This window comes from Kitasatospora sp. NBC_01250 (assembly GCF_036226465.1).
Classification (GTDB): domain Bacteria; phylum Actinomycetota; class Actinomycetes; order Streptomycetales; family Streptomycetaceae; genus Kitasatospora.
In genome coordinates, this window is record NZ_CP108476.1 from 5459836 (window position 1) to 5473602 (window position 13767).

The 13767-nt window shown below is 71.8% G+C and carries 17 protein-coding genes; 6 read left to right on the forward strand and 11 right to left on the reverse strand.

Features of this window, described 5'->3' with window-relative positions; translation table 11 throughout:
* Window positions 1–11: 11 nt before the first annotated feature.
* Complete coding sequence (locus OG500_RS23025; RefSeq protein WP_329583037.1) at window positions 12–2444, reverse strand: serine/threonine-protein kinase; 2433 nt, start codon at window positions 2442–2444, stop codon at window positions 12–14.
* 151 nt (window positions 2445–2595) lie between these two features.
* Between OG500_RS23025 and OG500_RS23030 the strand changes: the two genes are divergently transcribed.
* Window positions 2596–3285 carry an A24 family peptidase gene (locus OG500_RS23030; protein WP_327068636.1) on the forward strand — a complete coding sequence of 230 codons (690 nt, stop codon included), beginning with the start codon at window positions 2596–2598 and terminating at the stop codon, window positions 3283–3285.
* 66 nt (window positions 3286–3351) lie between these two features.
* Here OG500_RS23030 and OG500_RS23035 read toward each other — a convergent pair whose 3' ends face one another.
* Complete coding sequence (locus tag OG500_RS23035; RefSeq protein WP_327068637.1) at window positions 3352–3753, reverse strand: hypothetical protein; 402 nt, start codon at window positions 3751–3753, stop codon at window positions 3352–3354.
* 244 nt (window positions 3754–3997) lie between these two features.
* Here OG500_RS23035 and OG500_RS23040 point away from each other — a divergent pair, with 244 nt between their 5' ends.
* Window positions 3998–5245: a serine hydrolase domain-containing protein gene (locus tag OG500_RS23040; RefSeq protein ID WP_329583041.1), complete on the forward strand. Its 1248-nt coding sequence runs from the start codon at window positions 3998–4000 to the stop codon at window positions 5243–5245.
* An 8-nt stretch (window positions 5246–5253) separates the two neighbouring features.
* Here OG500_RS23040 and OG500_RS23045 read toward each other — a convergent pair whose 3' ends face one another.
* The 4 genes from OG500_RS23045 to OG500_RS23060 are packed head-to-tail and all read right to left on the reverse strand — an operon-like array spanning window position 5254 to window position 7914.
* Window positions 5254–5787: a hypothetical protein gene (locus OG500_RS23045; RefSeq protein ID WP_329583044.1), complete on the reverse strand. Its 534-nt coding sequence runs from the start codon at window positions 5785–5787 to the stop codon at window positions 5254–5256.
* A 23-nt stretch (window positions 5788–5810) separates the two neighbouring features.
* Window positions 5811–7217 carry a WXG100 family type VII secretion target gene (locus OG500_RS23050; RefSeq protein WP_329583047.1) on the reverse strand — a complete coding sequence of 469 codons (1407 nt, stop codon included), beginning with the start codon at window positions 7215–7217 and terminating at the stop codon, window positions 5811–5813.
* Window positions 7218–7234: 17 nt separating this feature from the next.
* Window positions 7235–7552, reverse strand: a complete 318-nt coding sequence (locus OG500_RS23055) for a DUF6317 family protein (protein WP_329583050.1) — start codon at window positions 7550–7552, stop codon at window positions 7235–7237.
* Complete coding sequence (locus OG500_RS23060; protein ID WP_327068642.1) at window positions 7549–7914, reverse strand: SAV_915 family protein; 366 nt, start codon at window positions 7912–7914, stop codon at window positions 7549–7551. Before OG500_RS23060 ends, OG500_RS23055 begins: the two co-directional genes overlap by 4 nt.
* A 151-nt stretch (window positions 7915–8065) precedes the next feature.
* Between OG500_RS23060 and OG500_RS23065 the strand changes: the two genes are divergently transcribed.
* On the forward strand, window positions 8066–8620 hold the full coding sequence (locus OG500_RS23065) for a Uma2 family endonuclease (RefSeq protein WP_329583055.1): 555 nt from the start codon (window positions 8066–8068) through the stop codon (window positions 8618–8620).
* A 31-nt stretch (window positions 8621–8651) separates the two neighbouring features.
* On the opposite strand, the gene OG500_RS23070 is transcribed toward OG500_RS23065, so the two are convergent.
* Complete coding sequence (locus tag OG500_RS23070; protein WP_329583058.1) at window positions 8652–9392, reverse strand: class I SAM-dependent methyltransferase; 741 nt, start codon at window positions 9390–9392, stop codon at window positions 8652–8654.
* Between the two features lie 183 nt (window positions 9393–9575).
* Between OG500_RS23070 and OG500_RS23075 the strand changes: the two genes are divergently transcribed.
* A complete protein-coding gene (locus tag OG500_RS23075) occupies window positions 9576–10715 on the forward strand; it encodes a M20/M25/M40 family metallo-hydrolase (protein ID WP_329583061.1) in 1140 nt (379 codons plus the stop codon).
* A 13-nt stretch (window positions 10716–10728) separates the two neighbouring features.
* Here OG500_RS23075 and OG500_RS23080 read toward each other — a convergent pair whose 3' ends face one another.
* From OG500_RS23080 to OG500_RS23090, 3 genes are all read right to left on the reverse strand, one after another.
* On the reverse strand, window positions 10729–11202 hold the full coding sequence (locus OG500_RS23080) for a GNAT family N-acetyltransferase (RefSeq protein WP_329583064.1): 474 nt from the start codon (window positions 11200–11202) through the stop codon (window positions 10729–10731).
* Between the two features lie 86 nt (window positions 11203–11288).
* Window positions 11289–11498 (reverse strand): DUF397 domain-containing protein, encoded by a 210-nt coding sequence (locus OG500_RS23085; RefSeq protein WP_329583067.1) that lies wholly within the window; start codon window positions 11496–11498, stop codon window positions 11289–11291.
* Window positions 11482–12318, reverse strand: a complete 837-nt coding sequence (locus OG500_RS23090) for a helix-turn-helix domain-containing protein (protein WP_329583070.1) — start codon at window positions 12316–12318, stop codon at window positions 11482–11484. The genes OG500_RS23085 and OG500_RS23090 overlap by 17 nt, the downstream gene beginning before the upstream one ends.
* A 212-nt stretch (window positions 12319–12530) precedes the next feature.
* Here OG500_RS23090 and OG500_RS23095 point away from each other — a divergent pair, with 212 nt between their 5' ends.
* Window positions 12531–12971: an ATP-binding protein gene (locus OG500_RS23095; protein WP_329583073.1), complete on the forward strand. Its 441-nt coding sequence runs from the start codon at window positions 12531–12533 to the stop codon at window positions 12969–12971.
* A gap of 48 nt (window positions 12972–13019) precedes the next feature.
* Window positions 13020–13427, forward strand: a complete 408-nt coding sequence (locus OG500_RS23100; RefSeq protein ID WP_329583076.1) for an RICIN domain-containing protein — start codon at window positions 13020–13022, stop codon at window positions 13425–13427.
* Window positions 13428–13565: 138 nt separating this feature from the next.
* Here the strand turns inward: OG500_RS23100 and OG500_RS23105 are convergent, their stop codons facing one another.
* Window positions 13566–13694 carry a hypothetical protein gene (locus OG500_RS23105; RefSeq protein ID WP_327068651.1) on the reverse strand — a complete coding sequence of 43 codons (129 nt, stop codon included), beginning with the start codon at window positions 13692–13694 and terminating at the stop codon, window positions 13566–13568.
* Window positions 13695–13767 lie beyond the last annotated feature (73 nt).

Here is a 13767-nt window from a genome sequence, read left to right on the forward strand (position 1 = left end):
CGGCCCGCGCGTCACGGCACCGGCAGTGCGTAGAACGAGCGTCCCAGGGCCGCGTAGAGCAGCGCGTTCTGCGCGTCGGCGTCGAGCCGCCAGCCGGTCGCGAACCGCGAATCCGGCGCGAACACCCCGTCCACGCGCCGTCGGCGCAGATCCACCCGGTAGAGCTGATTCGACGCGCCCGGCACGAAGAGGCTGTCGTTCACCACCAGAGCGGGCTCCGCGGCGGGCGGCCCGGGCAGTGCGCAGGACCAGCGCTGGGCGCCGCTCGACGCGTCGAACGCGTACACCAGCGGCGGCCCGCAGGTGGCGAGCACCAGGCCGCGGTAGGGGGCGGGCGCCGCCCACGGCCCGCCGGCCCCCCGCGGCAGTGCGGCCTGCCACAGCTCGCTGCCGTCCGCGTTGGCCAGCGCTTGCAGGGTCGCCTCGTCCTGCCCGATCGGCAGGTAGAGCTGGTCGATCTCGGGGACCATCCAGCTGGTGCGCTTGGTCGTACTGGTCTCCGGGTCGGATGCGCTGGTCGCCGGGAACTGCCACAGCGCGCCGCCCTGCAGCGGGTCGACCAGCGTCACGTAGCCGGAGCTCGCCGCGGCGAAGACCAGTGCACCGGTCTGCGAGTGACCGAGGCAGGCGGAGTCACTGGCGAAGATCGTGCCGCTCCGGATGATCTTTTCGGAGAAGGCCCACTTGACCGCGTGGTTGCCGAGCGAGAGCGCGAACCAGGAGTACCGGGTGGGCGGGCCGCTGTCCGACAGCACCGGGCCGCCGCCGTACAGCGCGTAGTCGTTGGCCAGCACCAGCGTCTGCGGCAGGACGGTGCCGACCTGGGTGGCCAGCTGGCCCGGGGGCCAGGTGGGGGTGCCGTCGGGGTTCCGGGTGGCGTTGGCGGTGTTCCAGTTCTGGGAGCCGTCGGCGGTGTTGAAGCAGTAGATGGTGCTGCCGGCCAGCGCCAGGGTCAGCGGACCGCTCACCACGGGATCGCTGAGCGGGGCGTCGGGCGCCGTGAACGACCAGGCGACCACCCCGCTGGTGCCGCCCACGGCGATCAGCTGGCCGTCGGAGGTGTAGACCAGCATGTCGTTCGCGGGCGAGGGGGCGAACTGCGGCTGCAGGTTGTCCGTGATGTCGCTGCTGTGCACCCAGAGCCGCTGCAGTTGCCCGACGGGCGGTGCGGCGAGCGGGGTACGGCCCGGGCGGCCCAGCGCCGCCCAACTCAGCGCGCCCGCGGCCGTGGTGGCGGCGGCGCCGGCGAGCAGCGCGGTGCGGCGGGAGAGCGTGGCGGGCGGGCGCGGCGGGGTGCTCACCGGCGCGGCGGCGGGCGGCGCTCCGGGGGCGGGGTCGGGGGCTTCGGCCGCGGCGGATGCGGGGTGCTCACCGGCGGGGGAGGGGCCGGCGGTGCCCGCGCCGGGGTCCCGTTCCCCGCTGGTGTTCCGTCCCGCACCGGTGAGCACCCCGCCGAGCTGGGCCAGCGCCCGGCCGAGCCCGGATCCGGCCCGCCCGCCGGGGTGCAGGTAGCCGTCCGCCGCCTGGAGCTGGTCCGCCACGACTGCCCGGGTCGCCGCCGGCAGCCAGGTCGGCAGGTATTCGAGCGTCGCCCCGGCCTCGTCCGGCAGCAGCCGTCGGCGTACCGCCCGGGCGATCGGCCGGTCGATCGGATCGCGGGAGAGCAGGTCGCGCAGCAGCGGCCGCAGGCCGGCCGGCACCGCGCGCAGGTCCGGGCCGTGGCCGGTGAGCCGGTCGAACCGCCCGGCGAGGGTGCCCGGTCTGCTCCGGTGCGGCGGGCCGGGATGCGGGCGGTGGCCGGTGGCGGCGTAGTAGAGCACCGCGCCCAGCGCGTACAGGTCCCCGGCCGGCCCGGCCCGGAAGCCCGCCGCCGCCTCGGGGGCCAGGTAGCCGGGCGTGCCGATCACCGCGCCGGTGCGGGTCAGGGCGGGCGCCCCGGCGGCGCGGGCGATGCCGAAGTCGATCACCCGCGGCCCGGTGGCGGTCACCAGCACGTTGGCGGGCGTCAGATCGCGGTGCGCCAGCCCCGCCGCGTGGATCGCGGTGAGCGCCTCGGCCAGCCCGGCGCCCAGCCGGCGCACCGTCCGCTCCGGCAGCGCCCCGACCTGCTCCACCAGCTCGCGCAGTGCCACGCCGCGGACGAACTCGGTGGCCAGCCAGGGTGGTTCGGCCTCCGGGTCGGCCGCGAGCAGCGCCGCCACGTACGGGCTGCTGACCGCGCCGGCGGCCGTCACCTCGGCCCGGAACCGGGGCCGGTAGTCGCGCCCCCGCGCGTAGTCGGCGTCCACCACCTTGACCGCGACGGCCCGGACCGGACCCGGCCCCTCGCCCTCGCTCGGCCGCCCCAGGTAGACCCGGCCCATGCCGCCGGAACCGAGCCGGGCCAGCAGCCGGTACGGCCCGATGGCCTGCGGATCCTGCGGCCCGAGTGGCTGCAGCCCCATGCGTGTGGTCCCCCGTGCGTCCTCGGTGACGATCGGTCAGATCACTACTGTGGTGGGCGCGCGCCCCGCTGGGAAGACCAACAGCGGTGTGCGCGGGCGCAGTCCGGGCCGTCGTGATTGGCGGTGGCGTGCGCAGGGGAGGAGCACCGGCATGATCGGTCTGATCCTCGGCACGCTGGCCGGCGCCGCCGCCGCGCCGGTCCTGCGCGCCGCCGCCACCCGCCACGCGGTGCCCGCCGGCGAGCCGCCGCGCACCTGCCGCTGCGCGCGGGCCCGCCGGTGGCTGCCGCCGACCGGCCGCTGCCCGGGGTGCGCCGAGCTCTCCGGCCCGCCGCCGCTGGCCGTGGAGGTCGTCGCGGTGGGGGTGGGCCTGGCCGTCGGCACGGCGGCGAGCTGGCCGATCGGGCTGCTGCTGGCCTGGGTCGGCCTGTTCGGCGTGGTGCTCGCCTTCGTCGACGCCGCGGTGCACCGCCTGCCGGACGCGCTGACCCTGCCGCTGGCCGCCGGCACCGCCGTCCTGCTCCTCGGCACCGGCTTCCGGCACGGCGACGTCCTGCTCCGCTGCCTGCTGGCCGCCCTCGTGCTCGGCCTGGTCTACTGGTCGCTGGCCGCACTCGGCCCGATGGGCCTGGGCGACGCCAAACTCGCCCCGACCCTGGGCGCGTTGCTCGCCTGGTACGGCTGGCGCTGGGTGCTGGACGGCGCCTTCGCGGGCTTCCTGCTCGCCGCCTGCTGGGGGCTGGCCCTGCTGCTGACCCGCCGGGCCAGACCCAAGGACCCGCTGCCGTTCGGGCCGTGCATGCTGCTCGGGGCGCTGCTGACGGTGCTGGCGGCGAGCTGAGCGGCGGGCCGTCGGTGGTGCGGCGGGCCGGGGCCGGCCCGCCGCACCAGGCGTGGCGGGTAGTGGTCAGCCGCAGTCGGTGGTGATCGAGGCCACCCGGTGGCCGTCGAGCTCGTGGTCGCCGGAACCGGCGAGCTCCTGCTCCTCGCCCGCGAACTTCGGCTGGTTGTTGAGGCGGATGACGCAGCCGAAGTCGTCGGGCACCGGGTTGCGGGCGGAGAGCGGGTGGATGGGCGGTTCGATGTCGTCCCGGTCGGGGAACTGGAAGCCCTCGTCCGTCACATGCGCGTCCTCGGCGAAGAGCAGCCGGCCGGTCTGGTACTCCCCCTCCCAGAGGCAGAAGTAGCCCTCCTTGCACACCTGTGCCGAGGGACCGGCGTCGGCGCGGGTGGTGGCGGACGCGGCGTTGGCCGACAGGCCCACGGCGGCCACGGCGATGACGGCCAGACGGAAGCGGCGATGACGCATGGGGACTCCGTTCATCGGGGGCGCCACGGGCAGTCACCACGTGGCCACTGCATGCTATCGATGGTGTACGGAGAGTCAGGCTCCCCTGTGCGCGTTTCGGACATCGTCGCGGGCACCGGGGCGTCCCTCGGGGGTCCTCCTCAGGGGCGTTCCAGGGTTGTACCCGATACCCGGCAGGGGCGCCGCGCCGACAGGATGTACCCGTACCGAACACCAGTTGACGCATCCTCAGTCGGAGTCCTTGATGAACACCCTCGTCCGTCGCATCGCCACCCTGAGCCTGGCCTGTTCCGCGCTGGTCGCCACCACCGCGGCGGGCGGGGCGACGGCCTTTGCGGACGCACCCGCCTCCTCGGGCGGCGCGCCGGTCTCCACGCCCGGCTTCCCCGCGCTGGACCCGGCCGCGCTCCAGGCGGCCATCGACATCCGCCCCGGCGACCAGGCGGCGGGCGCCATCGCCCGGGTCGCCGAGCCGGGCCAGCTGTGGCGCGGCGCCTCCGGCGACACCGTGACCGGCCGCAGCGTCGCGGACAACGCGCACTTCCACATCGGCAGCATCTCGAAGACCTTCGAGACCGTGGTGATCCTGCAGCTGGCGCAGGAGGGCCGGATCGACCTGGACCAGAGCGTGCAGTCGTACCTGCCCGGCCTGCTCCCGGACCGCTACGCCCCGATCACCGTCCGGGAACTGCTCAACATGACCAGCGGCCTGCCGGACGTCTTCGAGGGCGCACCGGCGCTGACCGCGGACCAGCAGATCGCCGACCACCTCCAGTACCGCACCTTCGACGACGAGATCGAGGGCACCCTGCGGCCCACCGACCGCCCCTGGCCGACCGCGCACTTCGCGCCCGGCACCGAGCAGGAGTACAACTCGCTCGGCTTCCGGATCGGCGGCGCGCTGATCGAGCACATCACCGGCAACTCGTACCGGGACGAGGTCACCAGCCGCATCCTCGACCCGCTGCACCTGGACCAGACCTCGGTGCCCGAGGACGACCCGACCATGCCCAGGCCCTACCTGCACGGCTACCTCACCAACAGCGCCGGCCAGCCCGTCGACGTCAGCGAGCAGGGCGGCGACCCGTCCAACATGATCTCCACCCCGGCCGACCTGGACCACTTCATCAGCGCACTCTTCAAGGGCCAACTGCTGCCGCCCGCCCAGCTGAACGAGATGTTCACGCTGCCCAAGGGCCCCGACGGCAAGCCCGTCCCGTACACCGACACCTTCAACTGCGCCGTCGCCGGCAAGCCCGGCCCGGCCTGCTTCGGCGCGGGCCTGATGTCCATCCCGCTGCCGAACGGCCAGACGCTGTGGGGCAAGACGGGCCACGACTACGGCTACGTCAACGGGATGTTCGCGACGCGTGACCTCTCGCTGCGCGCGGTGTTCTCGGTCTCCAGCACGGCGGTCAACAACGGCGGCCCCTCAGCGGTGTCGGACCGCCTGCTGGGCGCGGTGCTGGCCCCGGGGGCGGGTGGGAAGTGAGGGCCGGGTCAGCGCTCGGTGTAGCCGGGGAGGGCGCGGAGCTGGGCGATCAGGTCGTCGCGGGCGGTGCGTTCGTGGTGGGGGACGAGGCGCAGGGCATCGATGGTCGCGGAAAGAAAGACGCCGGGGGCGAGGAAGACGATGCTGAGGATGTAGACGAGAAGGGGAAGAGCGAGCAGGTTGCGGATGGCCCTGCTCGGGGGCTTCCGGAGGCCGGGGAAGGGGAGTTCGCGGCTGAAGAAGGCCATCCGGAAGCCTTCGATGGTGGCGAGGACCCCGAAGGCCACGACCCCCCACCACTCCGCGCCGAAGCGGGTCGTGTGGGGGTCGTCCACGAGGATCAACTTGTACATCAGGAGTGACACGGCCATCGCTCCCGCCGCCAAGGCAAGGATGATCACACGGGCTGCCCAGTAGCGCCAGCGGCGCAGGTACCAACCGAGGCCGACCCCGGGGATCGAGAGCAGCGTCACGCCGTCGGGGAGATGCGGCAGGTGTACGCGTTCCCAGGACGGTGGGACGGCCTTGTCGCGCTTGCGCATGTGCTGATCCTTGCGTGGGGGCGTCAGAAAATACCGTGCCAGAGCTTCTTGCCCAGGTGGTCCACATTCCCGGCCAGGCTGCCGAGGTCGGAGACGGTCTTGGCCGCACTGTGGCCGATGCCGTCGCCGATACCGCCCAGGACGCCGTCCTTGTGGATGTCCTCGTCCCAGTGTTCGTGGAAGAGGTTGGAGGTCAGGTCGCCGACGCCGACGCAGACCGCGCCACCGAACACTGCACCGACCGCCACGCCGGTGACGGTAGCACCGGCGAAGCCGGCAGCCGCGATCGCGCCGCCGACGAACGCGCCGGCCGCAGAGCCGACCGCGAGGCTGCCGAGGTTGGCCAAGGCGTTCTCCGGTACGGCCTCGTACCAGGGCATGCCCTTCTGTATGTCGTCCCGGGCCCCCAGGTAAGTGCCGGCACCGGCGGCCACGTAGTCCAGCACCGGGATGTCGCCCGCGAACTTGACGGTCTTCTCAAGGAGGTCGGATTCCGCCGTGGCGCGGGCCTCTGAGGTCAGCCCGGTCATGAACGTTGATGCCCGGACGTCCACCTCGCTCGACAGCGGGAACCTGCTCTCCACCTTTTCCGCTGCCGCGAGGTCCGTCTGCGCACTCGCCAGCTCCACACGCGCATTGTGCAGAGCGTCCTTGACGTCCTTCGGCATCGCGATGTTCGGATTGGGGCGCGCGTTCTTCGCTTTGACCCAGGCGGTCTTGGCCGCCGCCGCGTCCTTGCTCAGCTTCTCGACCTGCTCGTTGACCGTCTTGCTGTACGCGGACGGAACCGCCCACAGCCCGCGCAGGTAGTCGCCGACGGTGACCTTGTCGCTGGTGGTCAGCGAGCTGCCGCCGCTGCCGGGCGGTGCGATCTGCTGGTAGATCTGCTGCAGCTGGCCGGCCGCGTCGACCCGGGCGTCCTCGGCGAGCTGCATGCTCTGCGCCCACAACGTCGCGTACTCGCCCGCAACGGCTTCGCTGGCCGTGCCCGCGCCCGCGCCCGTGCCCGCGGCCTCGGCCGGGGTCGGCGGCCCGACGGTGGGCGCGGCGGCGGGTGGCTTGCCGTCGGCGCCGATGGCCACGCCCGCCTTGCGGGCCTGGTCGGCGCCGTCCTCCAGGGCCGACTCGATCGAGGCGAGGTTGACGGCCAGGGTGTCGATCACGTCGCCGGCCGAGGAGATCACGCTCTCCAGCGCCTTGGCCGCCATCGAGTCGGTGCCCCAGGCCTGTTGGAACGCCGAGGCGGCGCTCCCGGTCCAGCCGGCGTCGTGGGCGACCTTGGTCACGCTGGTGTCCAGGAAGGTGACGGCTTCGTCGATCTGCGGCGCGTAGCCGTACAGCGTCCCCGCGAGGGCGGAGAGGCCGTGGATGTCGCCTCCCACCCAGGTGTTCGCGAACGCCTTGAGCGCCGATGGCGTTTTGGCGGCCATGTCTCTCCCCCGTCCGCTCAGTTGAGCTTGGTGATCTTGCTGGGATTGCTCAGGTCGTCGTAGAGCTCCCGCACCGACACTTCGCACTTCTGGTAGTTGTCGTGTGCCGTCCGGAGCTTGTCGCCGTGGTTGCCGATGGTGCCCGCAACGGCGAGGTGCAGGCCGCCGATCGCCTCCAGCACGCACTGCAGCATCCCGTTGACGGCCTCGCTGCCGCCGTCGGGGCGGAGTGGGCCGTCGGTGGGGATGATCGCCGCGAAGCTCTGCGCCTCCCGGTGGAAGGTGTCGGACGCGCCCTGGAGGTCGTCCAGGACCACGGTGTACTGCCCGCTCATCGCATGCCCCCCTGATACCGGGCCAGGTCCGCCTCGTTCCAGCGCCAGGCCCCCTCGGCCACCACCGGGTCCAGCTCCACCTCGGTGACGCCCGCTGCCGCCATGACGGCGCGCACCGCCCGCAGTGGCGCCTGCGCCCAGGGCTGTGCCGGACCGAGCGCCGCCACCAGCAGCTCCAGCGTGCTGAAGACCGGGAGGACCTGCCGTCCGTCGGGGTAGCGGCGGACCTCGTACAGGAGCTCCCGGCGTCCCTCGCGGATGATCGGCCGGGCGGGCGCGTAGACCAGTTCGGGCAGCCAGTCGCCGACGTACGCGGGTGGCGCCACACTCCGTACCGGCTGTTCCGGGTCGGGAATCGACACGGCCTTCTCCTACCGTCGATGTCGCCGTCGGGGCCCCGCGCATCACGCGGGGTCCGGGCTGATCACCAGATAGTAGTCACCAACTCTGACAATGGGAGGGGGCGGGCTGGACATGGGGGAGCGGGAGGATGAGGGCATGGTCGAGTCCCAGATGCCTGAACGTCACGTCAAGCTGCTGGAGTACGCGCGAAGCCTGACGCCACCTTCGGGCTGGAAGATCGAGGCGTCCGGCAACCAGATCACCATCACGGTCGCGCCATCGGTGATCCATCAGCGCAACCTGCAGATCGTCCGGGAGCAGTTCGACGCCCATCGCCCCGCGGAGCTGATGCCGAGCGAGAACACCGACCTGGCCTCGCCGGCCGTCGGCAAGCTGCGCAACCCGGATCTCACGTACATCCCGATCGCCGTGGTCGAGAGCGGCGGCAACGAGGTGCCGGCGGAGCTGGCCGCGATCGCGGTCGAGATCGTCTCCCCGTCGAACCCGGAGAACGACCTGGTGGGCAAGGTCCGCGACTACCCGCTGATGCGTATTCCGCTCTACCTGCTGATCGACCCCCGGGAGGGCCGGATCACGCTCTACTCCGAGCCCTCCGGCGGGGTGTACCACCGGCAGTGGAACGGCAAGTTCGGCGACACCGTGCCCGTCCCGGAGCCGTTTTCCTTCGATCTCGCCACCAGCCAGCTGATCGCCTACCCGAACTGACGACACGACTGCCGGGACGACCGTGCGTCCCTCACGCGCGGCAGCGCAGCATCACCAGCGGGGGATTGGCGAGGCAGTCGGCCCAGAAGTCCGCGCCGTACGTGCGCAGGCCGCCGTCGGAGACGCCCAGCGGGACCCAGGCCAGCTCACTGAATCCGGCTGCCCGCAGGCTCGCTTCGTAGACCTCGCGGCGCGGGCAGGTGGATTCGAAGGAGATCGGCGGGTCGAGCAGTGCCGTGATCCGTACGCGCGGTCCCATCTCGGCCTTCTCGCCGGTCAGTTCGGCGCGGAAGCCGTACTTGTCCAGAGGCGGCCCGTCGAAGCCGTAGTCGGGCGTCTGGTTGAGGAGGAAGAACTTGCCACCAGGGACGAGGCTTTGGTGCACGTGGCGGCACATCCGCTCCATGGTGGCGGCGTCCGGCGCGTAGTTGAGCAGCTGCACCGCCGTGGCGACGTCGAAGCGCCGTCCGAGCGGCGGCAGTTCGGCGATGTCGCCCACCTCGTACCGCACGCCCAGCGGATCGCGCTGCTCGAACTCCACGGCGGCGGCGACCATGACCTCGGAGATGTCGATGCCGAGCACCTCGGCGGCGCCACGCCGCTTGAACTCGCGACTGTAGAAGCCGGTGCCGGAGGCCAGGTCGAGGACCGCCTTGTCGCGCACGTCCCCGACCAAGGCCAGGAAGCCGGGCACCTCCCCGTACTGTGCCAGCGGCAGGGCCTTGAAGCCCTCGAACGCCTCACCGATCTCGTCGTACTGCTGCACACTCACGATGCTGCCCTCCCTTGTCCTGCCGGGTCGTTGGGGTGCCACCCATCAAACACAGGGGGTGCGCAGCCGGGCCATGAGGGGATCGCACCGGTCGTTCGACGCGGCCGGTCCGACGGGCTGTGGGTTCTCACCAGCCCGCTCCGGTTGTCGTCGCGGCACCGCACGGTGCGCGATGATGCCGGGATGGAGATGACCAACGAGGGTGGCAGGCCGGCCGAGCTGCGTCGGCGGACCGATCGCATGGTGGAGCAGCTCGGGAGGCTGGTATCCGTCGAGACCCCGTCGGAGGACGTCGCCGCCTGCGCCGCCGGGGCGCACGCCGTCTCCCAGCTGGGCAAGGAAGTCCTGGGCGAGCCGGGCGAGTTCGTCGAGGTCGACGGCCGGACCCAGCTGCGCTGGCGGTGGCCCGCGCCTCCCGGGGGCGCCACCGTCGCCCTGATCGGGCACTTCGACACGGTCTGGCCGCTGGGCACGCTGGAGCGCTGGCCGTTCGCCGTGGACGAGGCGGCCGGCACCGCCACGGGCCCGGGCTGCTTCGACATGAAGGCCGGCATCGTTCAGCTCTTCCACGCCGTCTCGGTGCTGGACGACCGGGCGGGGGTCGAGATCCTGCTGACCTCCGACGAGGAGATCGGGTCCTACAGCAGCCGGCAGCTGATCGAGGACCTGGGCCGGCGGTCCGCCGCCGCGCTCATCCTCGAAGGCTCGGGGCGCGGCGCGCTGAAGACCGGGCGCAAGGGCACCGGCATGTACCGGCTGGAGGTGGCGGGCCGCGCCGCGCACGCGGGCCTGGAACCGGAGAAGGGAGCCAACGCCCTCACCGCGTTGGCGCACCTGCTGCTGGCCGTCGACGCCCTGGCCGGGCCCGAGTCGGGATCCACCATCACCCCGACCCTCAGCGCGGCGGGCACCGCGGGCAACACCGTCCCGGCGCACGCCTACGCCGAACTCGACGTGCGGGTCACCAGCCAGGAGGAGGCCGCCCGCATCGATGCCGCGCTGAAGGGCCTGACGACGGTGGTCCCCGGCACCTCGCTGACCGTCACCGGCGGTCCGCACCGGCCGCCGCTGCCACCCGCGTCGAGCGCGGCGCTGTTCGAGCGCGCGTGCGTCCAGGCGGGCAGGCTCGGGCTGGAGCGCCCGCGGGGCATCGTGGTCGGGGGCGCCTCCGACGGCAACTTCACCGCCGCGGTGGGGTGTCCGACACTCGACGGCCTGGGCGCGGTCGGCGACAAGGCGCACGCCGAAGGCGAGTACGTCGAGATCGCGGGCATGCCCGAACGTGCGGCGCTCCTCGCGCACTTGGTCGACGACCTGCGCTGATGTGCCGCCCTGCTCAGCGGTTGGCGCTCGGGGTCCAGCGCAGGGTCAGGTCGGGCAGCTTCTCCATGGTGCCGCTGCCGTCGGTGCTGGCGACGACGGTGAAGCCGTGGCGCTCGTAGAAGGCGCGCGCGTCGGTGTTCTGCTCGAAGACGTGCAGCGAGACACCGGCGGGGCTGTGCCGCCGGACCTCGTCGAGGAGCAGGGAGCCGATGCCCTGGCGGCGGACGGTCGGGCGCAGGTAGAGGTGCTCCAGCAGGTCCCCCGCCAATGCGGCGTAGCCGAGGACCTCCGCCCCGCGTACCGCCACCCAGGTGCGGCACTCCCTGAGCAGCACGTCCTCGGCCCACCGGGTCACCTGGTCATGGGTGCGCCGCTGCGGGGGGAGGTACGGCATGGTGGCCGCGCGGGAGGTCATGTGGACGGTGGCGATCTCCGCCGCGTCGGCGGGGCCCGCGGGGCGAATGGTGATCTTGTTGTCGTCGGTCACCCGGGGGACCGTACAAGGCCGGTCGCGGCGCAGGCCACCGGTTTTCCCAGGGATTCCCGGTTCGGCCGGTGGCAGCGGCGAGCGCGTCAGACAAGCGGGATGCGGCCTGACTTCACATCGGCGACGAAGGCGGACCAGGCCCTGGCGGGGAAGGTCAGCGCGGGGCCCTCGGGGTCCTTGCTGTCACGCACCGGGACGGAGGCGGGGAGGCCGTCGGCGACCTCGACACATTCGGCACCTTCGCCGTTGCTGTAGCTGCTCTTGCGCCAGGCGAGGGCGTCAGGCTTGGTCGTCATCTTCGTACTCTTTCAGGTAGGCATGGAGGAGGTCGAGGGTCTCCTTCTCAGGCAGCGCCTTTGAGCGGGCCAAGTCGAACTTCTGGGTGAGGGCCAGAACCCTCCTGGGCAGCTCCACTGTTTCCCCAGAGGCGAAGCTCTCGACGTAGCTGATCGTAGTGCCGTTCCCCAGCGTCAGCAGCGTGAGGCTTCCTCCGAGCAGCGGATGGCCTCCCTGATCGAACGGTAGTACCTGGATGGTCACTTGGGGTGCCGTCGGTGGCTTGATCAGTTGCCTCACTTGCTCCCGCATGCACTTGCGGCCACCAATGGGACGCCGTAGGGCGGCCTCGTCGATGATGGCCCAGAAAAATGGTGGATCCTCCTTGGCGAAGACGCGCTTGCGCCGCATGCGGATGTCGACCACGGCGTTGATCTTCTCGTCTGAAGCGCCCGGCTGGGACACCTGGAACAGCGCCCGTGCGTAGTCCTCGGTCTGGAGGATGCCGGGGACCAGGCTGCTGGTGAAGACCTGGATGCGCGTCGCCTTTTCCTCCCCGCCGACAATGACCCTGCCGTAGTCAGGTACTGCGTTCTCCTGTGCGAGCTCCAGGAGATCGGCGAAGAGTCCATTCGTCTTGAAGTAGGTATCCAGCGCCGCGACCAGCGCCTCTGACGGGAGCTGCTCGCAGTGCTCCACGCGGCTCAGGTACGTGTGGGGGTAGCCCACTTGCTCAGCGAGTGCGCGCAGTGAGAGCCCTGCATCGTCGCGCATCCGACGCAGACGGCGGCCGAGCATCGTGCGGGGGGTCACTTTGCCGTCATCCTCGTGCAGCTCCATCGAACACCCTTTCAAATCAGCGTCCACCGCAGTGATTTGGTAACAGTTCGGGGGTGGTTGGAGCCTTCCCTTTCGGCCAATCTGGAAACCGCCGAAAACTGACCCCGGCGACGCCTGCCAGCGCCCCGGGGATTGGCCAACCTGGGAATCGAGAAAGCAGGTCGACGTGCTCCACAATATCGCGCACCGGTTCGGAGCCAAGGGGTTTCGCCATGCCTGATACCCCCGGCGACATCTCCGAGTTGGTCGCCACCGACGCCTGCTGGCTCCCGCGCCGTGACCGTTCCCCCGCCATGGCGCGGCGCCTGCTCCGGGACCTCCTCGGTCGCGTCAAGGGAGGTGAACGCTTCCGGGAGCACGGGGAGTTGGTCCTCTCCGAGCTGGCCACGAACGCCGTCCTGCACGGCACCCGCTCCGACCAGCTGATCTGGGTCGGCCTGAGGGTCGACCCGGACCGGCTCTGGATCGCGGTGGAGGACCCGAGCAGCGCCCAGCCCCGCCTCTGCCCGACCGCTGACGGTGAGTCGGGTCGCGGCCTGTACCTGGTCGACCGCCTCTCCCTCTCCTGGGGCTGCGGCCCGCGTGAGGGCATCGGCAAGCGCGTGTGGGCGCTGGTCGGCCCGGAGGGGACGGGATCCGCCGGACAGGCCTAGGGTTGCTACGTTCCGATCGCCGGGGTCAGCACCGATAGGGGACTCCCAATGTCTGCCAAGACCACCATAGTTGTCCGGAACTACTCCGACGGCACCAGTCTCGCCGCCGGCGAGGGAGGGCGGCTGCGGAGCCGCGACTCCACGGCGAGGCCTCAGACGTGGATCCTCACCGAGGTCGACTCCTTCGGCGACGGCGTCGGCATCTGCACCTTCAGCAGTACCGCCTCCCCGGGCACGTGCCTCCAGGCTGCGGGTGTGGGCGCCGCTGTGACGCATGAGGCAGGCGACGGTGAGAGCTCCGCGCAGCTCTGGGTCGTCGAACCCGGCGGGGAGACCACTATCGGCGCGGTGGGCAGTCGCGGTGCGGTCTTGCAGGGGAACGGACCCGACGCGCCCGTGACGCTGGTGCGGGCCAGAGGCACGCTCAACCAGAGGTGGATCCTGCACGCCGAGTGAGCCACCCCGGGCACGCCGAGTGAGCCACCCCAGGCACTCCGCGCAGGGTGGCCACGGCGATGATGCCGCGTCGGACAGTCGTCGTCCGGTGATGAGTGCGTGCCGGGCGGCTCCTCCTGGAGTCGCCCGACGCCCAGCTCAGATCTGCTCGACCGCGATGCGCGCATCGCACAGCAGGCGCAGGTCGTCGGTGTCGCTGGTCACCACCGTCACGTCGCCGTGTTCGAGGTGTGCGGTGGGTCGTTCCCCTGACAGAGCCCTCCCCATCCGTATCAGCGGTCTGTCAGCGGTCGCTCCAGCGCCTATCAGCGCCCCCGTCGAGAGTCGTCCTGTCAGCAGG